This window comes from Arthrobacter sp. NA-172, from assembly GCF_043952055.1.
Taxonomy (GTDB): Bacteria; Actinomycetota; Actinomycetes; order Actinomycetales; family Micrococcaceae; genus Arthrobacter.
This window is the reverse complement of record NZ_JBINOT010000002.1, coordinates 226076-251225: the sequence shown is the minus strand read 5'-3', so window position 1 is coordinate 251225 and position 25150 is coordinate 226076. Positions and strand designations below refer to the sequence as shown.

18 protein-coding genes and 3 pseudogenes are annotated in these 25150 nt (G+C 63.9%); 16 read left to right on the top strand and 5 right to left on the bottom strand.

The window, feature by feature from the left end:
- Positions 1-24 precede the first annotated feature (24 nt).
- Positions 25-2562: a DNA topoisomerase (ATP-hydrolyzing) subunit A gene (locus tag ACF0H6_RS13565; RefSeq protein ID WP_395250152.1), complete on the bottom strand. Its 2538-nt coding sequence runs from the start codon at positions 2560-2562 to the stop codon at positions 25-27.
- A 55-nt stretch (positions 2563-2617) separates the two neighbouring features.
- Here ACF0H6_RS13565 and ACF0H6_RS13560 point away from each other — a divergent pair, with 55 nt between their 5' ends.
- The 4 genes from ACF0H6_RS13560 to ACF0H6_RS13545 all read left to right on the top strand — a co-directional run bounded on the left by ACF0H6_RS13560 (position 2618) and on the right by ACF0H6_RS13545 (position 8056).
- Positions 2618-5311, top strand: a complete 2694-nt coding sequence (locus tag ACF0H6_RS13560; protein WP_395250151.1) for a GNAT family N-acetyltransferase — start codon at positions 2618-2620, stop codon at positions 5309-5311.
- Between the two features lie 69 nt (positions 5312-5380).
- Entirely contained in the window at positions 5381-6109 is a 729-nt protein-coding gene (locus ACF0H6_RS13555; RefSeq protein WP_395250150.1) for a DUF5998 family protein, read from the top strand.
- Positions 6109-7335, top strand: a complete 1227-nt coding sequence (locus ACF0H6_RS13550) for an alkaline phosphatase family protein (RefSeq protein ID WP_395250149.1) — start codon at positions 6109-6111, stop codon at positions 7333-7335. The genes ACF0H6_RS13555 and ACF0H6_RS13550 overlap by 1 nt, the downstream gene beginning before the upstream one ends.
- The gene (locus ACF0H6_RS13545) at positions 7328-8056 is read left to right on the top strand and encodes a thymidine kinase (protein ID WP_395250148.1); all 729 of its coding nucleotides are present in this window, start codon (positions 7328-7330) and stop codon (positions 8054-8056) included. Before ACF0H6_RS13550 ends, ACF0H6_RS13545 begins: the two co-directional genes overlap by 8 nt.
- A gap of 8 nt (positions 8057-8064) precedes the next feature.
- Here ACF0H6_RS13545 and sepH read toward each other — a convergent pair.
- Positions 8065-9577 (bottom strand): annotated as a pseudogene (gene sepH, locus ACF0H6_RS13540) (septation protein SepH).
- Between the two features lie 283 nt (positions 9578-9860).
- Here sepH and ACF0H6_RS13535 point away from each other — a divergent pair.
- Positions 9861-10160: a DUF4193 domain-containing protein gene (locus ACF0H6_RS13535; protein WP_395250147.1), complete on the top strand. Its 300-nt coding sequence runs from the start codon at positions 9861-9863 to the stop codon at positions 10158-10160.
- Positions 10161-10216: 56 nt separating this feature from the next.
- Here ACF0H6_RS13535 and ACF0H6_RS13530 read toward each other — a convergent pair whose 3' ends face one another.
- Positions 10217-10702 carry a DUF3093 domain-containing protein gene (locus ACF0H6_RS13530; RefSeq protein ID WP_395250146.1) on the bottom strand — a complete coding sequence of 162 codons (486 nt, stop codon included), beginning with the start codon at positions 10700-10702 and terminating at the stop codon, positions 10217-10219.
- Between the two features lie 97 nt (positions 10703-10799).
- On the opposite strand from ACF0H6_RS13530, the gene dut reads away from it, so the two are divergent.
- From dut to ACF0H6_RS13510, 4 genes are all read left to right on the top strand, one after another.
- Complete coding sequence (gene dut / locus ACF0H6_RS13525; protein WP_395250145.1) at positions 10800-11312, top strand: dUTP diphosphatase; 513 nt, start codon at positions 10800-10802, stop codon at positions 11310-11312.
- A gap of 119 nt (positions 11313-11431) precedes the next feature.
- Positions 11432-12181, top strand: a complete 750-nt coding sequence (locus ACF0H6_RS13520) for a DUF3710 domain-containing protein (RefSeq protein WP_395250144.1) — start codon at positions 11432-11434, stop codon at positions 12179-12181.
- Positions 12174-12527, top strand: a complete 354-nt coding sequence (locus ACF0H6_RS13515) for a hypothetical protein (RefSeq protein WP_395250143.1) — start codon at positions 12174-12176, stop codon at positions 12525-12527. The genes ACF0H6_RS13520 and ACF0H6_RS13515 overlap by 8 nt, the downstream gene beginning before the upstream one ends.
- A complete protein-coding gene (locus ACF0H6_RS13510; protein WP_395250142.1) occupies positions 12524-13315 on the top strand; it encodes a DUF3159 domain-containing protein in 792 nt (263 codons plus the stop codon). Before ACF0H6_RS13515 ends, ACF0H6_RS13510 begins: the two co-directional genes overlap by 4 nt.
- Here the strand turns inward: ACF0H6_RS13510 and ACF0H6_RS13505 are convergent.
- A complete protein-coding gene (locus ACF0H6_RS13505) occupies positions 13285-14016 on the bottom strand; it encodes a potassium channel family protein (RefSeq protein WP_395250141.1) in 732 nt (243 codons plus the stop codon). The genes ACF0H6_RS13510 and ACF0H6_RS13505 overlap by 31 nt on opposite strands.
- Positions 14013-14687 carry a potassium channel family protein gene (locus tag ACF0H6_RS13500; RefSeq protein ID WP_395250140.1) on the bottom strand — a complete coding sequence of 225 codons (675 nt, stop codon included), beginning with the start codon at positions 14685-14687 and terminating at the stop codon, positions 14013-14015. Before ACF0H6_RS13500 ends, ACF0H6_RS13505 begins: the two co-directional genes overlap by 4 nt.
- Positions 14688-14797: 110 nt before the next feature.
- Between ACF0H6_RS13500 and ACF0H6_RS13495 the strand changes: the two genes are divergently transcribed.
- The 7 genes and pseudogenes from ACF0H6_RS13495 (at position 14798) to ACF0H6_RS13465 (ending at position 25146) form a co-directional block, all read left to right on the top strand.
- Entirely contained in the window at positions 14798-16774 is a 1977-nt protein-coding gene (locus tag ACF0H6_RS13495) for an APC family permease (protein WP_395250139.1), read from the top strand.
- Entirely contained in the window at positions 16771-18147 is a 1377-nt protein-coding gene (locus ACF0H6_RS13490) for a class I SAM-dependent RNA methyltransferase (protein ID WP_395250138.1), read from the top strand. The genes ACF0H6_RS13495 and ACF0H6_RS13490 overlap by 4 nt, the downstream gene beginning before the upstream one ends.
- A gap of 143 nt (positions 18148-18290) precedes the next feature.
- Positions 18291-21121, top strand: a pseudogene (locus ACF0H6_RS13485) (aconitate hydratase).
- Between the two features lie 122 nt (positions 21122-21243).
- Positions 21244-23217 carry a 1-deoxy-D-xylulose-5-phosphate synthase gene (dxs, locus tag ACF0H6_RS13480; protein WP_395250137.1) on the top strand — a complete coding sequence of 658 codons (1974 nt, stop codon included), beginning with the start codon at positions 21244-21246 and terminating at the stop codon, positions 23215-23217.
- Between the two features lie 106 nt (positions 23218-23323).
- Positions 23324-23884 (top strand): hypothetical protein, encoded by a 561-nt coding sequence (locus ACF0H6_RS13475; RefSeq protein WP_395250136.1) that lies wholly within the window; start codon positions 23324-23326, stop codon positions 23882-23884.
- Positions 23885-23914: 30 nt separating this feature from the next.
- On the top strand, positions 23915-24130 hold the full coding sequence (locus ACF0H6_RS13470; protein ID WP_395250135.1) for a hypothetical protein: 216 nt from the start codon (positions 23915-23917) through the stop codon (positions 24128-24130).
- 39 nt (positions 24131-24169) lie between these two features.
- Positions 24170-25146 (top strand): annotated as a pseudogene (locus ACF0H6_RS13465) (aldo/keto reductase).
- Positions 25147-25150 lie beyond the last annotated feature (4 nt).

Below are 25150 nucleotides of genomic sequence, written 5' to 3'. Positions count from 1 at the left end.
TTAGTCCCCAAGGGCCGCTTCCGGTCAATTCTCCTCGGCGTTTCCTTCTTGCCACGCCATGCTCGCGCCAATCGTATCCACCGGCTGGGAGAGGGGAACGCCGGAACCGTCGCGGCGGCCGTGTTCGTGCGGAAGGGCACGGGCAACGCCGGCACTGGATGCTGCTTTCGCGGGGCCGTGACCGGCCCACCCGAGCAGCAGCGTGTCTTCACCCTTGAGGAAACGGTGGGCGCGCACGCCTCCCGTGGCCCGGCCTTTGGCCGGGTACTCTTCGAACGGCGTGATCTTCGCCGTGCCCGGAGCTGTCCCCGGCAGGGCACCGTTGCTACCGGCGATGGTCACGACGACGGCGGCAGGATCGTTTGCCCGTACCGTACCGAAGTGGATCACGTCGTCGCCCGCAGCAAGTTTGATGCCCGCCATACCGCCCGCGGTGCGGCCTTGAGGCCGGACGGCCGAGGCACTGAACCGCAAAAGTTGGGCGAGCCGGGTCACAAAGACGAGTTCGACGTCGTCGTCCTGGGCTGGTTCGACGCCCACCACGGTGTCCTTGTCCTTGAGCGCAATGACTTCCCAGTCTTCACGGTTGAGCGGGTAGTCCGGCTGGACGCGTTTGACGATGCCCTGGGCAGTCCCGATTGCCAGCACGGCGTCCAGAGGCACGAACGCCACCAGCGATTCGCCCTTGAGTAAGGTGATGAAGTCCTTCGCTGCCACGCCACCGGCAAGATTGGGCAGGCCGGACATGGGAGGCAGCGCCGGCATGTCCATCACCTGGACCCGGAGCATGCGCCCCTGCGAGGTGACGGCACCGATTTCGCCGCGCGCGGTGGTCTTGACTACGGAGCGGTAGACATCGTGCTTGCTCCGCGGACCTGACTCAGCCAACGGTTCCTGATTGGACGTCCGGGCGATCTGGCCCGAGCTGCTCAGGATTGCCCAGCAAGGATCATCGGGGATTTCGAGCGGGAGCGCGGCGGCCTTTCCCTTGCCTGCCGGCGCGGCTGCCGCAAGTGCAGCGGCCACGGTGGGGGAGACGGCCTCGGACTCGAGGAGTACAGTCCGCCGCGGAGTCCCATACTTCTCGGACACGTCGGCCAATTCCCCGGACACAAGCTCCCGCAGCAGCGAATCCGACGCCAGGATCGCCTCAAGCTCCGCGATTTCGCGGCGCAGCTCGTCCTGCTCTTTCTCGAGCTCGATGCGCGAGTACTTGGTCAGCTGGCGCAGGCGGAGTTCCAGGATGTAATTGGCCTGGATCTCGGACAGATCGTAGATGGACATCAGCCGTTCCCGGGCTGCGGATGCCTCGTCCGAGGAACGGATGATCTGGATGACCTCGTCGATATCCACGATGGCCACGAGCAAGCCCTCCACCAGGTGGAGGCGGTCCTTCTTCTTACCCAGGCGGAATGATGTGCGGCGCCGTACCACTGACAAGCGGTGGCCGACATATACCTGAAGCAGCTGGAGCAAGCCCAACGTCTGCGGCTGCCCGTCCACCAAGGTCACATTGTTGATGCCGAAGGAGTCTTCCATCGGCGTGAACCGGTAGAGCTGCTGCAGCACGGCGTTCGGGTTGAATCCGTTTTTGATTTCAATCACAAGCCGCAGACCGTGCTTGCGGTCGGTGAGGTCCATGACGTCGCTGATGCCGGTCAGCTTTTTGGCGTTGACGGCATCCTTGATCTTCTCGATGACCTTCTCCGGACCCACCATGTAGGGGAGTTCGGTCACCACCAGCCCGGTGCGGCGCGCAGTCAGTTGCTCGATCTCCACCTTGGCGCGGGTCTTGAAGGATCCGCGTCCCGTGGCGTAGGCGTCACGGATTCCATCCAAGCCGACGATCCTGCCGCCCGTGGGCAAGTCCGGGCCAGGAACGAAACGCATGACGTCTTCCAAGGTGGCGTCCGGCTGGGCGATGAGGTGCCGGGCGGCCGCGATGACCTCCACCAGGTTGTGCGGGGCCATGTTGGTGGCCATGCCCACCGCGATGCCCGTCGTGCCGTTGACCAACAGGTTGGGGAAAGCAGCGGGCAGCACATCCGGCTGCGTGAGTTGGTTGTCGTAGTTGGGGACGAAGTCCACCACGTCTTCGTCGAGGTGCTCGGTCATCGTCAGGGCAGCCGCGGCGAGCCTGGCTTCCGTGTAACGCGGTGCCGCCGGTCCGTCGTCGAGCGAGCCGAAGTTGCCATGCCCGTCAATCAGGGGCAATCGCAGCGAGAAGTCCTGCGCCATGCGCACCATGGCGTCATAGATGGCAGCGTCGCCGTGGGGGTGCAGCTTTCCCATGACCTCGCCCACCACGCGGGCACTCTTCACATGCCCGCGGTCCGGACGCAGTCCCATGTCGCTCATCATGTAGAGGATGCGGCGCTGAACGGGCTTCAAACCGTCGCGCGCATCCGGGAGCGCACGTGAATAGATCACCGAGTACGCGTACTCCAGGAAGGAGCCTTCCATCTCGGAAGTGACGTCGATATCGATGATGTTCTCTGTGAAGTCCCCGGCGTCTGCGGCCGTGGCTGCGTTTGCTCGGGAGGGACTTTGGCTGCGTGCCATGGAGTCGGTGGATCCTTAAACGTGTACTGCGGGAAGTCTTAGCTAGGCTAAGCCTATGGTGGATCAGCCCGGCGCCGGCGTATATCCGGAATATTGGGAGGCCGATGTCGTGCTTCGCGACGGCGGAACGGCCCATTTGAGACCCATCTCACCCGAAGATGCCGGCGCGCTCCAGGCCTTCCACACGGCGCAATCCGAGACGTCTATCTATCTGCGATTCTTCACTTTCAAATCGCGGCTTTCCAGCAAGGAACTGCGGCGTTTCACCGAAGTGGATCACACGGACCGGGTGGCATTCGTCATCACGATCGGCGGCGAGATCGTCGGCGTCGGACGCTACGACCGGCTCGATGACCCCACAGAGGCCGAGGTGGCCTTCAACATCTCCGATGTCCAGCAAGGCCGGGGCATCGGGTCCATCCTCCTTGAGCACCTGGCAGCGGCTGCCCGCGAGAACGGCATCCGCCGCTTCACTGCCGAGGTCCTGCCCGAGAACCGCAAAATGCTCCGGGTCTTCGCCGACGCCGGCTACGAGCTCGTGCGCAAATTCGATGACGGCGTGGTCAACGTCGAATTCAACATCGACCCCACCGAAAAATCCCTCGCGGTCATGGAATCGCGCGAACACCGCGCGGAGGCCCGCAGCGTGCGGGACCTCTTGGCGCCGTCGTCGATCGCGGTGGTGGGAGCCAGCCGAAAGTGGGGGACAATCGGCTACCAACTGCTGGAGCACATTCTTGAAGGTCGGTTCTCCGGCGCGGTCTACGCAGTCAATCCCGAGGCTTTCGAGCTGGCCGGGATGAAGTCATTTGCCCGGATTGCCGACGTCCCCGGGCCGGTCCAGCTCGCCATCATCGCGGTGCCCTACGAAGAAGTGCCGAACGTCGTGGACGAGTGCGGAGCCGCCGGCGTCAAAGGCCTCGTGGTCGCCACCGCCGGCTATGCCGACGACGGCGAGCGGGGCTTGGCGAGGCAGCGCGCCCTGGTACGCCGGGCCAGGTCCTACGGGATGCGTGTGATCGGCCCCGAGTCGCTGGGGATCGTGAACACGAATCCGGAGGTTTCGCTCAATGCCTCCATGGCCCCGAGCCTGCCGCAGCGCGGCGGCCTGGGACTGTTTTCGCAATCCGCGGCCATCGGTGTTTCGGTCTACGCCGCCGCCGTCCGCCGCGGACTGGGGATTTCCTCGTTCCTTTCGGCCGGAAACCGCGCCGATGTTTCCGGCAACGATGTCATGCAGTTTTGGGAAGACGACCCCGATACCGCCGCCGTCGGACTCTATTTGGAGTCGATCGGCAACCCGCGCAAGTTCTCCCGTCTGGCCCGCCGCTTGTCCCGCAGCAAACCGGTCATCGTTGCCAAATCCGATGTGACCGGGCTTCGCCTTCCGCCAGGGCACGTGGTCAGGACGACGCTGGCTCCGGCAGCGGCCTTGGACGCCATGATGCGCCAGGCCGGGGTCATCGCCGTCGAAACCATCGAGCAACTGATGGATGTGGCCCAGATCGTTTCCAGCCAGCCGTTACCCAAGGGGCCCGCGCTCGCGGTCTACAGCAATTCCGCGGCCTTCGGAAAGGTCGTGGCGGACAACGCCGCGCCGCAAGGACTCGTGGTCGACAGGATTGTGACGGACGTCGATCTGGATTCCGGGATGTCCGTCGCCCTTGAAGCGCTGCGACGCAGCCTCCGCCTGAATCTTGCGGACGACTCCGTGCACGCAGTGGTGGCGGCCATGGTGCCCTCCCTCAGCCTCACCATGGAAGCGATCGCCGGAGTCCTCGCCGACTGCGCTGCCGAGGCAGGCAAACCCGTCGTCGCGGCTTTTGCCGGGATTCTTGACAACTCCGTGCAACTCGACGGGTTGCTGTCTCCGGCCGGAGAGTCGGGGCCGTCCGTTCCCTGCTACTCCAGTGCTGGCAGCGCAGTGGCAGCTTTGGCCGCCGTGGTCCGCTACGCGAAATGGCTGGACCGGGACCAGGGCATGTTCGTGGAGCCCGACGGTTGCGATCGGGAAGGCACCCGGGCGCACCTGGAACGGCTCTTGTCTTCCGTCCCGGGGGAGCAATTGGTCCGGCTCGACGACGGCGAAGGGGCAGCACTGCTGTCCCGCTACGGCATTCCGGTGGTGCCGTCAGCCGTGTTCGAGCACGACGACGACGCGGTTGCCGCCGCCGAACGGCTCGGCTGGCCCGTGGTCCTCAAGACCACCGATCCGGCCCTCAGGCACCGGCTGGACCTGGGGGGCGTACGACTGGACATCGAAGACGCGGATTCCCTGCGACGCAATATCACGCAGATGCGCCGAGCGCTTGAACCCTATGGCTCACCTGCCATGGAGGTCCAGGCGATGGCTCCGGTGGGGCAGGCCTGCACCTTCCGGGCGATCGAGGATCCGCTCCTGGGTCCGGTGGTGTCCTTTGGTTTGGCGGGCGACGCCGTGAACCTGCTGGACGATTGGGCGCACCGCGTCCCGCCGCTGTCCGCGGCCGACCTTCACGACTTCATCCGGGCACCGCGGGCTTCGCTGAAACTGTTCGGCTACCAAGGGCTGCCGGCAGTGGACGTGGCGGCCCTTGAGGACCTCGGCGCCCGGCTGGTCCGGCTCAAGGATGAACACCCCGAGATCGCCTTGGTGGAGTTCAATCCCGTCCTGGCCGGGACGCGCGGCGTAAAAATCCTGGCGGCCGAGGTATGGATCGGGAATGCGGCCCGGCGCACTGACAGCGCCCGCCGTGCCATGCTCAGCTGAAGGCCCCCAGCTGAGTGCACGGGAACCGGACAGTTATGAAGTCCCCAGCCGATCTGTGAAAATGGGAGCATGAGCTCGAAGTCCCCGACGCCTCCGTCCGGTCCGGCTAGCACCGGGCACCATGCAGCGCACAACCACAGCTCGCAGGGGCAGAGCCTGGACCAGGCGCTTCAGCGGGCCGGTTTCTACCCCGTGCTGGTTGCCGACGTGGTGGCCGATGCGCTGGACGGGCGGGACTGCCTTGCCCACTTGGTGCATTTGGAAACGCATTTCGACCGCGCCGAGGTGCGGCGCCACATCACGGTTCTTGTCCTCACCGAGGACATGCTGGTGATCACCCATGTGGACGACCAGCAACTTGACGAAGCCGGCGAGCAGATCGTCGCCCAGATTTCCACCGAGTCCGTCCCCGTGGCACAGATCCGTTCCGTTGTCCTGAGCTACATGTATGCGCAGCCGCAGAATTACACGCCGAGCGATCCCGTCAGGGAACTGACCCTGTCCATCGCCTGGTCCGGCGGCCAGCGCCTGGATGTGGGACCCGCCAGCTGCGGAGATCCGCAATGCGAAGCCGACCACGGGTACACCGGCACCATTTCACAGGAAGACATCGTGCTGCGTATCAGCTCGGAGGCCGACGGCCCCAGGGCAGTGCAGGACGCAAAGATCTTTGCCCGCGCCCTCCGTGCCGTCAATACAGGCAATGCCGGGCCTTCAGCACACTCCGGCTCCATTTCCGCACCGCGACTCCGCCCGGGCGTCTTCGGCAACCGGCTGAGCCGCGGACACCAGCGCTGATGGTCACTTCGGACGCCACCCAGGAAACCGCATCCGTCGCCAGCGCAGCCTGTGAGCTTCCCACCGCGCCGCTGTATGGCAGCAAGTCGATTGCTGAAGTCTTCACCAGCGCGGCCGCGAGCATGGGCCTGCCCGGGTTCGAGAACACGCTGCATTTGCCCGCCTCCCAGCGCGTGTGCGTCGTACTCGCAGATGGCCTGGGCCGCAACCTGCTCAAGCAGAAGGCTGCCCATACTCCGTTCCTGCGATCCGTGGCGCAATCGGGGCAGGGACCAGTCCCGGCCTGGCTTGATTCGGCCTTTCCTTCCACCACTGCATCCTCCTTGGCCAGCCTCGGTACCGGCCGGACTCCCGGCGAACATGGCATGGTGGGCTATGACGTCCTGGATCCCGCCCAGGACAAAGTGGTCAACCTGCTCGGCAATTGGGACGCCGGGGTGGACCCCCTGAGCTGGCAACCGTTCCCGACCATCTTCGAACGCGTGGCCGCCGATGCCGACGTCGTCACCGTGAGCCTGCCCCAGTTCGGCGCGTCACCGATGACCCGCGCGGCGCTCCGGGGAAGCCGTTTCGTGGGCGGCAGCTCGCTGCATGCCCGAACGGCAGCTGCCGGCGAAGCCATGGCCGCCGGAACCCGTTCGCTCATGTACTTCTACGTCAACGAGCTGGACAAAGCCGGGCACCGCTACGGCTCCCAGTCAGATCGCTGGGAACACCAGCTCGAAGAAATCGATTCAACCGTCAAGAGGCTCTCTGCCTCCCTTCCTTCGGGCACCACCATCCTGCTCACGGGCGACCACGGAATGGTTGACGTCCCTGAGTCGCAACGCCTCGACTACTCCGCCGATGCGGCGCTCATTGTCGGTGTCCGGCACACCGCCGGCGAACCACGCATGGTCCACTTGTACCTTGAACCCGACGCCGGAGAGATGCACCGCGAGGCGTTGCTGAATGCCTGGCGCACCCGCTTCGGCGAGCGGATCTGGGCCTTCACCCGCGAGCAAGCGCTTGCTGCGGGCCTCTTTGGAGCCTTGCGCCCGGAGGTTTCCCCGCGGATCGGCGATGTCATGATCGCAGCGCGCGACACTTTGGCCCTCTACGACGTCCGCCGGGTCCGTCCCACAGCGATGGAAGTCGTGGGGCAGCACGGGTCACTGACCAAGGCAGAACGGGAAGTGCCGTTGCTCTGCTTCCAAGCGGGAGGACCCCAAGGCCGCCGTGGCTGAACTCATTTTCTTTTCCGGAACCATGGACTGCGGCAAGTCCACTCTCGCTTTGCAGATGGATCACAACCACCGTGCCCGTGGGCGCGGCGGAGTCCGCTTCAGCTGCAACGATCGCGCGGGAGGCTCGGTCATCTCCAGCCGGCTCGGGCTCCAGACGGATGCGGTGGAAGTCATCGCCACCACTGATTTCTGGGATGAGGTAGTACGACGCCGGACCACTGGCCTGCGGGTGGACTACCTGATCTGCGACGAAGCCCAGTTCTACTCGCCTGAGCAAGTGGAACAGTTGGCACGCGTGGTCGATGAAATGGGCGTCGACGTGTTCGCCTTCGGGATCAGTTCGGATTTCCGCACCCGGCTGTTCCCGGGATCCCAGCGTTTCGTGGAACTCGCGGACAGGGTGCAGGTCCTGCAGGTCGAGGCGCTTTGTTGGTGCGGCCGCCGCGCAACACACAATGCCCGGACCGTGGACGGCATCATGGTGGTCGAAGGCGAGCAAGTCGTTGTGGGCGATGTCGCCATGGATGCTGGCCTTGAAGACGGAGGCGATGCGGATGGCAAGGGGCAAGCCGACATGCTGCTCCCCGCGGTCGGATACGAGACACTATGCCGTCGGCACTACATGCGCCGGGTCACGGCACACGGGGCCAACCTCATGGCGAGCCGGGACCAGTTGCTGCCGTTCGACGTCGACGCTTGCCTCTGGCACGGCGCCAACTGACGGCCTGGTTAGTCTCCGCGCGTACCGAAGACTATTTCATCCCAGCTGGGAATGCTGGAGCGCTTAGGCCGTGACGGCTGGCGCTCGGCTGGTGCGGCGTCGGCCGAATCGTCGCCGCGGGACTGGTTGCCGGACTCGCTCTCCGTCCGCTGGGCCGGGGAAGGAGTGGCCTTGTACCAAGATTCCTTGAGTGAATCCTTCAGTTCCGCGCGGGTGGACTTGGGTTCTTCGCGTTCCCGCCGAGGGGCTCCGCCAAGCAATTCGTCCAGGCCTGCCCGCGGTGATGATGCTCCGTGGGACTGTGTTTCCGGAGACGCTGCTTCCTGGGACTGTGCTTCCCGAGACGCTGCTTCCTGGGACTGCGCCTCTTGGGACCGCGCTTCGTTCCTGGTCCGGTTTGGCGGCCTCGTCAGTCCGGCCCCGCAAAAGGGTCACAGGGCGCATGGGACCTGGAATCAAGGTGATTTCCCGCGTATCCGTGCTGACGCCGTCGTGCAGGTGGAGGGAGTCGTTCTCCCGGTCCTCATGCTGCGGTGCCAGGCTCAGGCGCGACAGCATGGCCGCACGCGCGTCGCGACGGCTCCGGGCTGGATCGGCTTCTGCTTGATCGTCCTTGTCTGCGTCGCTTGATTCGTTGTCCGAGGCTCCGTCTTCGACGTCCCCGGGCCGGGGATGGGCAGCCGGAACTCCGCTGCTCAAAAGCAACGCCAAGGCGTCGTCGCCGTCTTCATCGAGGCCCAGCCGCTGCCCACGGCGCGAGCGCAGCATGTCCAGAAGCCCATCGGCTTCCTTGGTGGCAGCGGCGGCGGCCGCACGCGCTGCGGTGCCGGCGTCGGCCTCAAAGTCGAAAGGTCTGTCAGAGACGGCCGCAAGGCGCCGGGCGGGAACCGGCCCGTCGAGGGGCTCCAGTTCGCTCAGCTGCTGGGCCCAGCGGTTGGCATTCTGGAGGGACTTCCGGGCGGGATTGAATGTCCACATTGCGGGCGGTTCCTCGCCGATGCTTTCCAAGCTTCCCGGCTTGGTTTCGAAGCGCGCGACCACCGTCCAGGCGCCGTCGGTCCGGCGCCAGGAATCCCACTTCACGGCGGCGGAATCGATGCCGTGGGCTGTGAGCCGGTGTGCCACCATCTCGCCGAGGCTGGCAGGACCATCGCCGAACGCGGCTCGGTAGGCGTCGTGGCCAGGTGCCGGGGCGGCAACCTCCACTTTGCGGGCTTGTTGGGCGACGTACTCGCGTTCAGCCAGCACCGGACCCTCGTAGCGTTGCACGTTGGCGAGCGGCAATCCCGAAAGCTCTGATACTTCCGCGGCCGTGGCGCCGCTACGGATACGCGACTGAATGTCGCGCGGGGACATGGCAATAGGCGTGATGGAAGCGCGGGCGGCCACCTGGGCCGGTGTCCGGCTCGCGGCAACGCGCAGCGCCTCGTCAATCGGAAGCTGGAACATCTCGCCGCCGGTACCGCTCAACAGAAGATGTCCGCCGTCGTCGTGGACGCCAACCAGCCGTAGATCCCGCATAAAATCCTCCACCATGGCCTATCTGACATTCGAAACTCTGCCACCCGGTGGATGCATTTCCTACTAGGACAAAGGGCGCGCCGCGATATTCCGCGATTTTCCGCCCTGTCCGTGCAGAACGATCCCCGCTGGCTATGGACATTCGTTTCGGCCGGGAGGACAATCTGCCCGGTATCGGGCACAAAATTGCTGCCCGCTGCGTTACATCCTTAGACCGGAGCAGGTTCCGGGCCACAGGATCGGGACTCCTGGATGAGGCACAAGGGATAGCGAAGAAGGGACCATGGCAACGGACTACGATGCTCCTCGGAAGACGGAAGAAGACGCCAGCGAGGACTCGATCGAGGAACTCAAGTCGCGTCGCACCGAGAAGCAGTCCTCAGCGGTTGACGTTGATGAGACCGATCTGGCGGATGCTTACGAACTCCCGGGCGCGGACTTGTCGGGCGAAGAACTGCTGGTCCGGGTTCTCCCTGCGCAGGCAGACGAATTTACCTGCTTCAACTGTTTCCTCGTCAAGCACCGCTCCCAGATCGCACGGGAGAAGGATGGGCACCTTTACTGCAAGGAATGCGAAAACTAGGGGTGCTTCCCCTTGTGGTACTACGTCTTGGTACTACTTCGCTACAAGATCCCGCTCTACTTGGAGAGGGCTGCCAGCAGTTCGTCGGGACGGCGGGTCGATGTCAGCCAGTACGGCGTGCGGTCGGCCGGGTCCGTGATTTCAATACGCACTACGGGATCGACCCACCCACGCAGGCACAGGAACGCCAAGCCGTTGAGCCTTACACCACGCTCTGCCGTGGCCTCGTCCTTACGGTATGCCGTGACTGCACCGACATAATCGCGCTGGATGCTCGCGCGGCCCACCTGAACGGTGTCGCGGTCCACGACGATCGCAGGCGTTGACCACACCAGCATGATGGTCATGATCGCAAAAAGAACAAGTGCCGCGATGATGCCGGCGGTGATGCTGATAGGCGCAAACATCAGGATGCCCGCGGCGGATAAGCCGACCACGACGATCCAGATCCAGGCCGAGGGCCAGAGCTTTTCCGTAAACAGGACGCCCGATCCACTCGGGGAATGGTTCGGCGTGGGTACGGATTCAGTCGATTCAGGCATAGAACCAGCTTATCGGGACTGCGACCACAGGAATGAACGCCGACGGGCTCCATGGCGGCAGCCAGGGAGCATCTTACGGACGATAGAATATGTGACTGTGAGCCACGAGACAGCAGTAGCAAACCCAGCAGACACCTCCGCCGAATACGGTGCCCCGACTCTTCAGGTCCAACTGAAAATGCTCGACGCCGGTTTGGAAGCCCCGTCCTACGCCCACCCCGGCGATGCGGGAGCGGACTTGCGCGCCCGCGCGGACGTGTCACTGGCCCCGGGGGAGCGGAAGCTCGTTCCCACTGGGGTTTCGATCGCGCTGCCCAATGGCTTTGTCGCACTGATCCACCCGCGATCGGGGCTGGCCACCAAGCACGGACTCACGGTGGTCAACGCTCCGGGGACGGTTGATGCCGGCTACCGAGGTGAAATTTCCGTGACGCTTTTGAATACGGACCAAAACCACGCAATCGAACTCAAGCGCGGCGATAGAATTGCTCAAATGGTGATCCAGCGCGTCGAGTATGCGCAGTTCGTTGCCGTGGAAGAGTTGTCCGACACAGCTCGCGGGACCGGCGGTTTTGGATCTACCGGAGGCTTCGCGCCGGCCGTCAGCTAGCAACAACCCCTCGACGATCGCCCAATCGACGCCGCACGGAGTCGATTGCCATACTGCCCGCGAGTTGACGGACAGTATGCGGTTTACTGGGGATAGACCACTACTAAGGAGACAACCCGATGCTTTTTGGGCGCGGAAAGAAGTCCAAGGCCGAACCGACGGAAGACAGCCCTACTGACCAAGCCGATGCTGCGACGTCGCAGCGGGATGCCGGCGTGGTAGCCAGCGGAACCGTCAAGGGCGACTTCCGTCTGTCCAAGGGGCCGCTCGATGCCAGCGAAATCGATAGCCAGGACGGCTATGTGGACCTCGGCGCCTTGCTGATCGAGCCCGTGGAAGGCCTTCAGCTGCGCCTCGAGGTTGAGGAAGCAACCCAGCGGGTCGTGGCAGTGACCATGGACTTGGATGGCTCGAGCCTTCAGCTCCAGGCATTTGCCGCCCCCCGCTCCGAGGGGCTCTGGGACGAGATCCGCGAACAGATCGGCGAGTCCGTGTCCAGCCAGGGAGGCGAGGTCGAGGAAATCAGCGGCACCTTCGGCATGGAACTCGTCGCCAAGCTTCCCACCGACTCCGCCGACGGCGGACAGAGTTTCCGCGCGGCCAGGTTCATGGGCGTGGACGGGCCCCGCTGGTTCCTCCGGGGCGTCATCGGTGGCGAGGCAGCTTTGGACAGGGGCGCTGCCGAGGGCCTGGAAAACCTCTTCCGCAAAGTGGTGGTCATTCGTGGAGACAACCCCATGCCGCCCCGCGAACTCCTCCAGTTGAGGCTGCCCAAGGACGCAGCGGCCACCGACCACCACGGCGCCCACGCTGAAGCTCCGGAACTTCAGCAGCCCGAGCGCGGCCCGGAAATCACCCAGATTGGCTGACAAAGAGGTCCGCTCCGCTGCCTCCCACGGCAGCCCTGCACCCAGGCCCCTCACTGATCTCCCCGCGCGGGGCAGGGTCAACTGCACAGGTTTCATCGAATCGGTGACCTATCAACCCGCCAATGCGCAAGTCCACTTCTCGGCGATCGTCGTGGACCGGATCGCGCAGAGGGGCGAACCCGGTCCATTGGCCCGTTTGCGAGTCATCTGGTTGGGACGCCGAAAGGTACCTGGCATCGAACCTGGGACTGTCCTGCGGCTCGAGGGCATGGTCACGCCCCGTGACGGGATGCCCACCATGTTCAATCCGCGCTATGAAATCCTCTCCCGGCAGGAGCACCAATGACAGTCGCCAACGGATCCGATCCGCAGAAAAAGACTGCGCAGGAAGAGCCCGCTCCGGAAACAAAGTCCCGCGAGGAAACCCAGGGGCCGAGCATTGCGGACATTGCAGCGGGCTACGCTGAAAAGGCCGGACTCCACCGAAACAGCCACGGGCATGTGGACATCCTCAAGTCGGCCGGGGGTGTCCAGGGGATAGCGGAGAGCATCCTTCCGGGCCTCGTGTTCCTGATCGCCTTCATGGTGACACGCGACCTTTCCGCCTCCCTGATCGCATCTCTCGCGGCAGCCGCCGTCTTTACCGCGGTCCGGTTGGTCCAACGCCGTCCGTTGACCCAGGCGCTTGCCGGGATCGCCGGTGTCGCAATCTCCGCATGGCTCGCCAACACCACGGGCAAAGCCGAGGACTTCTACGTCTTGGGCTTCTTCACGAACGCCGCCTACATCGTTGGTTTGGTGCTTTCCATCGTGCTCAAGTGGCCGATTGCCGGCTTGCTCTTCGGGTTTGTGCGCAACGAAGGCTTTGAATGGCGCAAGAACCCCGGGCGCTTGAGGGCATACACCATCGGCACCTGGGTGGTCATAGCCGTTTTGACGCTACGGCTGGTGGTCCAGGTTCCCCTGTACTTCATGGGGGAGCCCGGCTTGGCCGCGCTCGCTACCATGCGGCTGATCATGGGCGCGCCGCTGTACATCCTGGGTCTCTGGATTGCCTGGCTCCTGACCCGGCCGGCGCCGGGCCAGAAGCCGAACCGCGACGTTCAGCCGTCGAAACCGTCGTCGTCGGACTGATCCGAAAACTCTTCCTCGACTTCGACTGAACCGTGGTCCGCGGCCGACGGGGAGAGCAGCGCCCTCAGCCCGTCTTCGGCCGCGATGGTGGTGACGAAGAACAACTCGTCGCCGCCGTCGATCACGTCGTCGCGGCTCGGAGTGATAGGTGCATGATCCCGGAGGATCGCAACCAGGGTGGCATCTTCGGGCCATTCAATGCCGCCCACGGTGCTGCCGATGATGTGCGAGTCATGCGGGACGGTGAATTCCACCAGCGAGGACACGCCGGTCTGCAACGTCAGCAGGCGCACCAAGTCACCGATTTCCACGGCTTCTTCCACGAGAGCCGTCATGAGCTGCGGGGTGTTGACCGCGACGTCGACGCCCCAGGAATCGTTGAACATCCAGTCGTTCTTGGGGTTGTTCACGCGGCCCACAGTACGCCCGACACCGAATTCGGTCTTCGCCAGCAAGGACACGACGAGGTTGACTTTGTCGTCGCCCGTCGCGGACACGACGACGTCGGTGTCCTCCAGTTTCGCCTCTTGCAGCGTGCTCAATTCGCACGCATCGCCAACCAGCCAGCGGGCTCCGCGAAGGCCGCTGCGCCCGATGACCTCAGGCTTGAGGTCGATCAACATGATCTCGTGTTTGTGGGCGAGCAATTCACGCGCGATCGATGAACCGACGCTGCCGGCGCCGACAATAACGACTTTCACTCAGACTCCTTGGCGGGTGCGCTGGCGAGGACGCGGGCTACCTCGGCGCCGCGGTCCAGGTTCAACATGGCGTGCACGGTGTCACCCTCCTGGTACGAGGTTCCGGTGTGGGGCAAGAGGCCCTCTCCGAAACGGGTGAGGAAAGCAATGCGGATTCCGGCTGCCGCTTCGATGGCGGTCAGCGAGTGTCCGATCCAGCCTTCGTTGAGGTCGACTTCGGACAATACGAGTCGGCCCGAAGGCTCGCGGTAGTCGCCCGCCAAGTGTTGCTCGGGCAGGATGCGGCGCAGGACCTGGTCCGCGCTCCAGCGCACGGCGGCCACGGTGGGGATGCCCAGGCGCTGATAGATTTCGGCGCGGCCGGGATCGTAGATGCGGGCGACGACATGCGCAATATGGAAAGTTTCACGGGCCACGCGGGTGGCAAGGATATTGGAGTTGTCACCGCTTGAGACGGCAGCGAAAGCATACGCTTCTTCGCAGCCGGCCTGTTTGAGGGTGTCCCGGTCAAAGCCAACGCCGGTAACTTTCCGGCCGGTGAATCCGCTGCGCAGGCGGCGGAAGGCACGATCGTCCTGGTCGATGATTGCCACTGAATGGCCGGCGTCTTCCAAGGTGTGCGCCAACGTTGCGCCCACTCGTCCGCAACCCATGATCACAAAGTGAGCCACGGTCTCTCCTTCACTCTTATGCTTGCCGCTCGGTAAGACTCTACCGGGGTAAGTCCCTGAAGCCAGTCCGCCGTCATGACATCGCGTTCGATTCAGAGTAGCTTTGCGGAGTGCTGACAATTCTCAACGCCGCGAAGCGGGTGTTGGTGGGGCGGCCTTTCCGGAATGACCGGTTGGCCCATACCCTGCTTCCCAAGCGCATTGCGCTGCCGATTTTCGCTTCCGATGCCCTGTCCTCGGTGGCGTACGCTCCCGATGAAATCCTGCTGACCCTGGCGCTTGCAGGTGTCAGCGCCGTGGCTATTTCACCTCTAGTGGGCCTCGCCGTCATGGTGGTGTTGCTCACGGTGGTCGCCTCCTACCGGCAGAACGTCCACGCTTATCCCTCTGGTGGCGGCGACTACGAAATCGCCAACGTCAACCTCGGGAAGTTCGCGGGCCTGACGGTCGCGGCGGCGTTGTTGGTGGACTACGTCCTCACGGTTGCCGTGTCCATGTCGTCGGCAGCGGCGTACCTGACAACTGCCATCCCCTCCCTGCACGGGCAGCAGGCGCTCATCGCCACGGTGGGTGTCGTCATCTTGGCCTTGGTAAACCTGCGCGGCATCAAGGAAGCCGGCAATGTTTTTGCCGTTCCCACGTATATCTTCATGTTCTCCATCCTTGGCATGACGGCGGTTGGCATTTTCCAGGCCGTCACCGGCCATCTTGGCGAGGCCCCCTCGGCAGGATTCACCATCGTTCCGCAAGAAGGATTCGATCAAGGGATGGTGGGCTTGGCCGGAGCCTTCCTTTTGCTGCGCGCATTTTCCTCCGGGGCCGCCGCACTGACCGGTGTCGAGGCCATCAGCAACGGCGTGCCGAACTTCAAGAAGCCCAAGAGCAAGAATGCCGCCACCACGCTGCTGCTGCTCGGAGTCATCGCCTCGGCCATGCTCGCGGGCATCATCTACCTGGCCAACGCCACCAAGGTCCACATCGTGCTGGATCCGGCCAAGGAATTCCTCCTCAATGGCCAGCCGCTGCCCGGTGACTACATCCAGAACCCGGCCATCAGCCAGATTGCGCAGACCATCTTCGGGGCCGGGTCCATCCCGTTCTATGTGGTCGTGGCCGCCACGGGCGTCATCCTCGTCTTCGCTTCCAACACCGCTTTCAACGGTTTCCCGGTCCTGGGTTCCATCCTGGCCCAGGACGGATACCTGCCGCGCCAGCTGCGCACCCGCGGGGACCGCTTGGCTTTCAGCAACGGCGTCCTGGCGCTGGCGGCCGGGGCCTTGGTCCTCATCATTTCCTTCAACGCGGATGTCACAAAGCTCATCCAGCTCTACATCGTGGGCGTATTCATTTCCTTCACCATGAGCCAGCTCGGCATGGTGCGGCACTGGGGCAGGGAGCTCAAACTTGCACAGGACAAAGCAGTCCGCCGCAGGATGGTGAAGTCCCGCACCATCAACATGGTTGGCTTTGGAATGACGGCGCTCGTGCTGACCATCGTGCTGATCACCAAGTTCCAACAAGGCGCCTGGATAGCACTCCTGGCAATGTTCATCCTGTTCCTCATCATGTGGAGCATCCGCGCCCACTACGACAATGTGGCAAAGGAACTCGCTGTTGACGAGGACTCGTCCCCGCGTGCGCTGCCCACGAGGGTCCACGCAGTATTGCTGGTTTCCCACGTCCGCAAGCCGGTGTTGCGGGCACTCGCGTACGCGCGGGCATCGAGGCCTTCGCACCTGGACGCCATCATCGTCGACATCGACCACGAGGAAACCGCCCACACTGTGGAGGCGTGGGACAAGCTGGACATCCCTGTCCCGCTGACCGTGCTGGCGAGCCCCTACCGGGAAACGGTCACGCCCATCCTGGACTACATCAAGAACATGCGGCGCGATTCCCCCCGCGACCTGATCGTCGTTTACATCCCGGAATACGTCGTCGGAAAGTGGTGGGAACAGCTCGTCCACAACCAGACCGCATTGCGAATCAAGGCGCGGCTTCACTTTGAAGCAGGTGTCATGGTTGCCAGCGTTCCATGGCAATTGAAGTCCTCCGAAGAAGCAAAGGCACTGCAGGATACCAAATGACCCACCCCACCAACACCGATTCCAGCACGCCCACGGCCCAGGACGGAGCTGCCACGGAACTGGTGGTGGACGTAGGCCCCATCGCCCACGGCGGGCATTTTGTCGCCCGGCACGAAGGCCGGGTCATATTTGTCCGGCACGGCATCCCGGGCGAGAAGGTCCGTGTCCGCCTGACCGATTCGGGAGAATCCTCGCGTTTCTGGCGCGCCGACGTCGTCGATGTCCTGGAAGCGTCGGAGGACCGGACCCGCCACTTCTGGGCACTGGCTGATTCATTGGCGGCGTGGCGGAAGGGCGGTCCACCCGTCGGCGGCGCCGAACTGGGGCACATCACCCTGGAACGGCAACGCCTCCTCAAGTCCGAAGTGCTCGCCGAACAGCTCAAACGGCTCGCCGGCGTCGAACTGAACGTCGACGTGGAACTTGCGTCTGCGAGCGAGCCGGCCGACGGCGGTTCCGGACTCGGCTGGCGCACCCGGGCAAGCTTTGGGGTCACCCCCGGTGGCCGGCTGGGGATGCACGCCCACCGCTCCGACGTCGTCATTCCTGTTCACGAGATGCCCTTGGCGCTACCCGGCATCAACGAGCTGCGGCTTTGGGACATCGATTTGCATGGAATCTCAAGGGTCGAGGTGGCTGCGCCTGCGAATGGATCGCGTCCGCTGGTCCTGCTTGCCCCGGAAGAAGGCACGGATGCCCGCCGCCTCAACCGGATCCTGGGCCAGCTTCCGCATGAGGTGTCTGTGGCGAGTTTCGACCCGGCGGGCGGAGAAGTGCTGCAGCTGCGTGGCCGGACATGGGTCCAGGAATCTGCGGCCGGCCACGAATACCGCGTGACGGGGGAGGGTTTCTGGCAGATCCACAAGGACGCTCCGGACACTCTGGTAGGGGCGGTCACGAGCTTCCTGCACGACGGCGGCTACCTCCTTCCGGGATCAGCCGTGGCTGATCTTTACGCGGGAGCCGGATTGTTTACGGCGCCCTTGGCGGACATGGCGGGGGTCACCGGTTCGGTGCTGTCGGTAGAAGGATCGCCGGGAACCAGCCGGGACGCCCGCAAGAATCTGCACGGAGAGCCGCAGGTCGAGATCGTCCAGGGGAGGGTGGAGCGGGTTCTGCGGCAGCGGCCCCGTAGCTTCGATTCCCTGGTGATCGACCCGCCGCGAGCCGGTGCGGGCAAGGCGGTGGTCAACCAGCTCATCGAGTCCGGGCCCCGGGCGATCGCCTATGTGTCGTGCGATCCGGCCTCGTTCGCGCGTGATCTGGGCTACTTCCAGAACAGGGGTTGGCGGCTTGAATCCCTCCGGGCGTTTGACTTGTATCCGCACACACACCATCTCGAGACTGTCGCCCTGCTGGTGCCGGCAGCATAGCCGCCACTACGATGGTGGAGAAGTCTCAGGTCGCGCTTTACTTCTCCACCGGCCGGCAGCGTCATGCTCAGATTAGGTTTGCCTAACTAGCTAGCGGTCAACCGCGCGACAAAGATGAAAGTTGTTGCGAGAGGAGTCCTGCCATGAGCACTGTGGACAGCTTCGGTTCCAAAGGCGTACTGAATGTAGCCGGCACCGATTATGAAATTTTCCGGTTGAACTCCGTTGAGGGCGCTGACAGCCTTCCGTTCAGCCTTCAAAGTATTGCTTGAAAACCTTCTGCGGACGGAAGATGGCGCCAATATCACGGCCGACCACGTCCGTGCCCTGGCCGGTTGGGATCCAAACGCCCAGCCAGACACCGAGATCCAGTTCACCCCGGCCCGAGTCATCATGCAGGACTTCACCGGTGTTCCTTGTGTGGTCGACCTGGCCACCATGCGCGAGGCCATCAAGGAACTCGGTGGCGATCCCAAGCGAGTCAACCCGCTGGCTCCGGCCGAGATGGTCATCGACCACTCCGTGCAGATCGACGTCTTCGGCAACTCCGGCGCCCTCGAGCGGAACATGGAGATCGAATACCAGCGCAACGGTGAGCGTTACCAGTTCCTGCGTTGGGGACAGACTGCCTTTGACGACTTCAAGGTGGTTCCCCCGGGAACCGGCATCGTCCACCAGGTCAACATCGAATACCTGGCACGTACGGTCATGACGCGCGAAGTTGACGGAGTGGTTCGGGCCTACCCTGACACCTGCGTCGGCACCGACTCCCACACCACCATGGTCAATGGCCTGGGCGTGCTGGGCTGGGGCGTAGGCGGCATCGAAGCCGAGGCTGCCATGCTCGGCCAGCCCGTCTCCATGCTGATCCCGCGCGTTGTCGGCTTCAAGCTCACGGGTTCCATCCCTGCGGGCGCCACCGCCACGGACGTCGTCCTGACCATCACGGAGCAGTTGCGCAACCACGGTGTGGTCGGCAAGTTCGTGGAGTTCTACGGTGAAGGCGTTGCAGCTGTGCCGCTGGCCAACCGCGCCACCATCGGCAACATGAGCCCGGAGTTCGGCTCCACGGCAGCCATGTTCCCGATCGACGACGTCACACTCGAGTACTTGCGCCTTACCGGCCGCTCCGAGCAGAACGTCGCCCTCGTCGAGGCCTACGCGAAGGAACAGGGCCTCTGGCACGATCCCTCGCATGAGATCAAGTTCTCCGAGTACCTCGAGCTCGACCTGTCCACGGTTGTTCCCTCCATCTCCGGCCCGAAGCGTCCCCAGGACCGGATCATCCTCACGGAGTCCAAGGCCCAGTTCCGCGAGGACCTGCGCAACTACGTGAAGGAGGACCTGGCCGACGGAAGCCCTGGACGAAGCGATCGACGAGAGCTTCCCGGCCTCCGATTCGCCGTCGTTCACCGCCACCGCGACGCACCTGTCCGAAGTGGCGCCGCACACCCACGGCCCGAAGTCCAACGGACGTCCGTCGAACAAGGTGAGCGTCACAACAGCTGACGGCCGCGAATTCGAACTGGACCACGGTGCCGTCTCGATCGCTTCGATCACATCCTGCACCAACACGTCCAACCCGTCAGTGATGCTTGCTGCCGCACTGCTCGCCCGCAACGCAGTGGACAAGGGCCTCGCCTCCAAGCCCTGGGTCAAGACGTCGGTCGCTCCCGGCTCCAAGGTTGTCACCGACTACTACGAGAAGTCCGGCCTGACTCCTTACCTGGAGAAGCTCGGCTTCTACATCGTGGGTTACGGCTGCGCCACCTGCATTGGCAACTCCGGCCCCCTCGACGCCGAAATCTCCGAGGCCATCCAGGCCAACGACCTTTCCGTCAGCGCTGTGTTGTCCGGTAACCGCAACTTTGAAGGCCGCATCAACCCGGACGTCAAGATGAACTACCTGGCCTCCCCGCCGCTGGTCATCGCCTACGCCCTGGCCGGAACCATGGACTTCGACTTCGACGCCGATGCCCTGGGCCAGGACCAGGACGGCAACGATGTGTTCTTGAAGGACATCTGGCCGAACCCGGTCGAGGTCCAGAAGGTCATCGATTCCTCGATCGACAAGGAAATGTTCGCCCGCGGCTACGAGGGCGTCTTCGACGGCGACGACCGCTGGAAGGCACTCGACACCCCGGCAGGCGACACCTTCGCCTGGGATGACAAGTCCACCTACGTGCGGAAGCCCCCATACTTCGAAGGCATGAAGGCGCAGCCGGATCCGGTAACGGACATCGCAGGCGCGCGCGTCCTGCTGAAGCTCGGCGATTCCGTCACCACCGACCACATCTCCCCGGCCGGTTCGTTCAAGTCGGACACCCCGGCCGGCCAGTACCTCCTGGCCAACGGCGTGGAGCGCAAGGACTTCAACTCCTACGGCTCACGCCGTGGCAACCACGAGGTCATGATCCGCGGCACCTTCGCGAACATCCGCATCAAGAACCAGTTGCTTGCTGACTTCAACGATGGCGCGGGCGTGGAGGGTGGCTTTACCCGCGACTTCACCCAGGCCGACGGCCCGCAGGCCTACGTCTACGACGCCGCGCAGAACTACCAGGCTGCCGGCACTCCGCTGGTGGTCCTGGCTGGCAAGGAATACGGTTCTGGTTCTTCGCGTGACTGGGCTGCCAAGGGCACCGCGCTGCTGGGCGTCAAGGCTGTCGTTGCCGAAAGCTACGAGCGCATCCACCGCTCCAACCTCATCGGCATGGGCGTCCTCCCGCTGCAGTACCCGGCCGGCGAATCCGCCGCGTCCTTGGGACTTGTGGGCACGGAAACGTTCTCTGTCGAGGGCGTTACCGAGCTGAACAACGGCACCACGCCGCGGACCCTCAAGGTCACCGCGACGGCTGAGGACGGCAGCACCAAGTCCTTCGACGCCGTGCTGCGCATCGATACCCCGGGCGAAGCGGACTACTACCGCAACGGCGGCATCCTGCAGTACGTTCTGCGCCAGATCTCCGCGTAGAACCGCCTTAGCTACAGCCCCGGCTGGTCATTGACCGGCCGGGGCTGTTGCTGTTCCGGCGGCTCGGCGACACCCAAGGCGTTAGAGTTGTATAGCACGTCAATCACCCTAAGGAGGGGCTGTTGGGACTTTTGGAGACAATCCGGAATCCGCAGGACCTGAGTAAGCTCACCAACCAGCAATTGGAGCAGCTTGCCGGCGAGATCAGGACTTTCCTCATCACCAACGTCTCTCAAACGGGTGGACACCTTGGACCAAACCTTGGCGTGGTTGAACTCACCATGGCCATCCACAAGGTCTTCGATTCACCGCGGGACAGCATCGTTTTCGACACGGGCCATCAGTCCTACGTCCACAAGCTGCTGACCGGGCGTCAGGACTTCAGCACCCTGAGGCAGCAAGGCGGCATGTCCGGATACCCCGATCGGGGCGAGTCCGAACACGACATCGTGGAAAGCTCCCATGCTTCCTCTTCCTTGTCCTGGGCGGACGGTATCTCCAGGGCCCGGCAGCTGACGGGCGAAGCCGACCGTTGCGTCGTCGCCGTCGTGGGTGACGGTGCCCTGACCGGTGGCATGGCCTGGGAAGCGATCAATAACATTGCCGCGGACAAGCGCCGCCGCGTGGTGATTGTGGTGAACGACAACGGACGGTCCTACGCGCCCACCGTCGGCGGCCTGGCCGACTATTTGGCGTCACTGCGCCCTACGATCGATTCCTTCCGCGCGGCGCCCGCCTACGAGGTTGCGCTGGATTGGTGGAAGAAGAGGCTGCAGAACGGCGGCCCGATCGGGCAGTTCACCTATAAGAGCCTGCATGCCATGAAAAAGGGCATCAAGGACTGGTGGGCTCCGCAGGGCATGTTCGAGGACCTCGGCATGAAATACATCGGCCCTGTTGACGGCCACAACATGCGTGCCCTTGAACACGCGCTCACTACAGCGCGGAACTATGGCGGTCCGGTGATCGTCCATGCCATGACCGAAAAGGGGCATGGCTACGCGCCTGCCCTGGCCAATGAAGCAGACCAATTCCACGCCGTCGGAATCATCGATCCAGAGACCGGAGCACCCACCGAGGCTGGCGGAGCCCGTTCATGGACGTCCGTCTTCGCGGAGGAAATCGCGGATATTGCCGACGAACGCGAAGACATCGTGGGGATCACCGGGGCCATGCTGATTCCGGTAGGACTGCATAAGTTCGCGGAACGGCACCCGCAAAGGGTGATCGACGTCGGCATTGCCGAGCAACACGCGCTCACCTCTGCCGCCGGCATGGCGTTCGGGGGATTGCATCCGGTAGTCGCCGTCTACGCCACCTTCCTGAACCGCGCCTTCGATCAGCTCCTCATGGACGTGGCCCTGCACAAGGCCGGCGTGACGGTTGTCCTGGACCGTGCCGGCGTGACCGGCCCGGACGGCCCCAGCCACCACGGCATGTGGGACATGGCCATGGTGCAGATCGTTCCGGGGCTTCATCTCGCGGCTCCGCGTGACGCCAGCCGCTTGCGCGAAGAGCTCCGCGAGGCTGTCGCCATCTCCGACGCGCCCAGCGTGGTGCGTTTCTCCAAAGGGAGCGTCGGAAGTGAGATCGAAGCGATCGAACGGCTTTCCGACGGCGTCGACGTCCTCGCGCGGCGGCCGCAAGGCTCCACCGAAAACGACGTCCTGATTGTCAGCGTCGGCGCCATGTCCGAGCTTGCCCTCGACGTCGCGTCCCGGCTGGGTTCCCAAGGCATCAGCTCCACAGTGGTGGATCCGCGCTGGGTCCTGCCGGTGCGCAAGTCCATCATTGCCCTCGCCGCCAGGCATCGGCTGGTTATCTGCATCGAAGACGGCGTCCGCGCCGGTGGCGTCGGATCCCGGATCCGCCAGGAGATGCGGGCTGCCGGTGTGGATACTGCCCTCAACGAAGTGGGGCTTCCCGTCGAGTTCCTCGACCACGGAACCAGAAACCAGGTGCTTGAGCGCGTCGGGCTTACCGCCCAACAGATAGCGCACGACGTCGTCGCGCAGGTTTTGGGGACAAAGGTGCCTTTCGCCCGGCCCCTGCCGGGTCAGGAACACCCCACCACAGGCAGTCTCCCGAAGCTGTGAGCACAGAAGCATCGTGGCTCTTCCAGGCAGTTTCTCATCAACAGGCACCCTTCGACGGCACGGGCCCCAGCGGCACCTGCGCGGAGTGGTTTAGTAAAGGACGGGCATGAGCGGCATCATCCGCACTTACAAACGCGACGACGAAGCAGTGCTGCATTTCCGGGAGGCCTGGTATGACGAGGAATTCAAGCAGTTCGTCATCAATCACGGCGTCGTAGGACACCAAAGCAGCACTGACGAAACCGACGTCGAGGACGAGGCCGCCGTCGAAGGGCTCATGACGGCTTTCGCCGCGCAGTGCGAAGAAGACGGCTACTCCGAGATTCCCGAGACCGAGCAGTTCTGGGTCGTCGCGCAGATTGCGCTGAAGACGAAGGACGGCACCGAGCGCGACCGGTACCTCGAACGGAAGGCCAAAGCCGCGCTGACCAGTGAACTGGCCTGGCGGGGCCTCGGCACCGTGGAACGTTCAGAAATCGGCAACTCGAGGCTCAACATCTTCTGCCTGTGTCCGGACGTGAACAAGGCCGTCAACGCCATCAAGGTGTGTATCCGGGGCGAAGACCTGGACTTCACGAAGCTGAGCATCGCGGCGGCACCCCATGCTGAGCCCACGGCGTTCAAAGTGAAGCACTCGCCGAAAACCGGTGGGGGCTTTACTCTCTAAGGACCACATCACCGCTTGGAAGGGACAAGTATGGCGCCCAAGAGCAACTGGCCAGGTCACACCCCGTTGCCGAAGGGCTTGTCCGCCCCGGCACGCAGGGCGCTTGCCCACGAAGGGCTGGAAACCTTGGAGCAACTCGCCGAATTCGGTGAACGGCGGGTCGCGGCACTTCATGGCATGGGTCCGAAAGTCATGGCGCAGTTGAGCGACGCGATGGAAGAAGCAGGAATCGCGTTCGGATCCTGAGCGGTCCCTCGGCGCTCCCAGGCATTGTAGGGTGAATTTATGACTGAATATCGCCGTCTTGGAAATTCCGGTTTGACCGTCTCGGTAGTCGGTTTGGGGTGTAACAATCTCGGCCGCCCCAATACAGCGACGGAATCGCAGGAGGGCACCAATGCGGTGGTACATGCCGCTTTGGATGCCGGCGTAACCCTTTTCGATGTGGCGGACGTCTACGGCCGGGAGCCCGGCCTCAGCGAGACCATGCTGGGCATCGCGCTGAAGGGCCGCCGGGACGACGCCGTCGTCGCAACGAAATTTGGCATGGACATGCGCGGCGCCAACGGCAACGACTTCGGCGCCCGGGGGTCACGGCGCTACATCATCCAGTCCGTCGAGGCATCCCTGCGCCGCCTCGGGACAGAGTGGATCGATCTGTACCAGTACCACACCCCGGACCCGCTCACACCCGTGGAGGAGACCCTCTCCGCCCTGGATGACCTCGTGACCAGCGGCAAAGTCCGGTACATCGGCCACTCCAACCGTGCAGGTTGGCAGATCGCCGAGGCTGAGTACGTCGCCCGGATGCAGGGCGGTGCCAGGTTCATTTCGACGCAAAACCATTACAACCTGCTGGACCGCCGCGCGGAGCTCGAAGTGCTGCCGGCGGCCGAGGCTTTCGGTCTCGGTGTCCTGCCGTATTTCCCGCTGGCGAACGGGCTCCTGACGGGCAAGTACGCACCCGGTAACGCCCCGGAGGGATCCCGCCTCAGCCACACACGCACCAACATGGTGGACGACGCCGACTGGGTCCAGCTGGGCCGGTTCAGCCAGTTCGCGAAGGAGCGCGGCTTGAGCGAACTGCAACTGGCCTTCTCCTGCTCGCTGCCCAGCCCGCAGTCAGCAGCGTCATTGCCGGAGCCACCCGCCCCGCACAAATCATCGAGAACGCAGAAGCCGTGCGCTGGGTGCCCACCGCGGAGGAACGGGCCGAAATGGATGACATCTTTCCGCGCACGCCCAAGGTTGCCCTCTTCTAGGAGA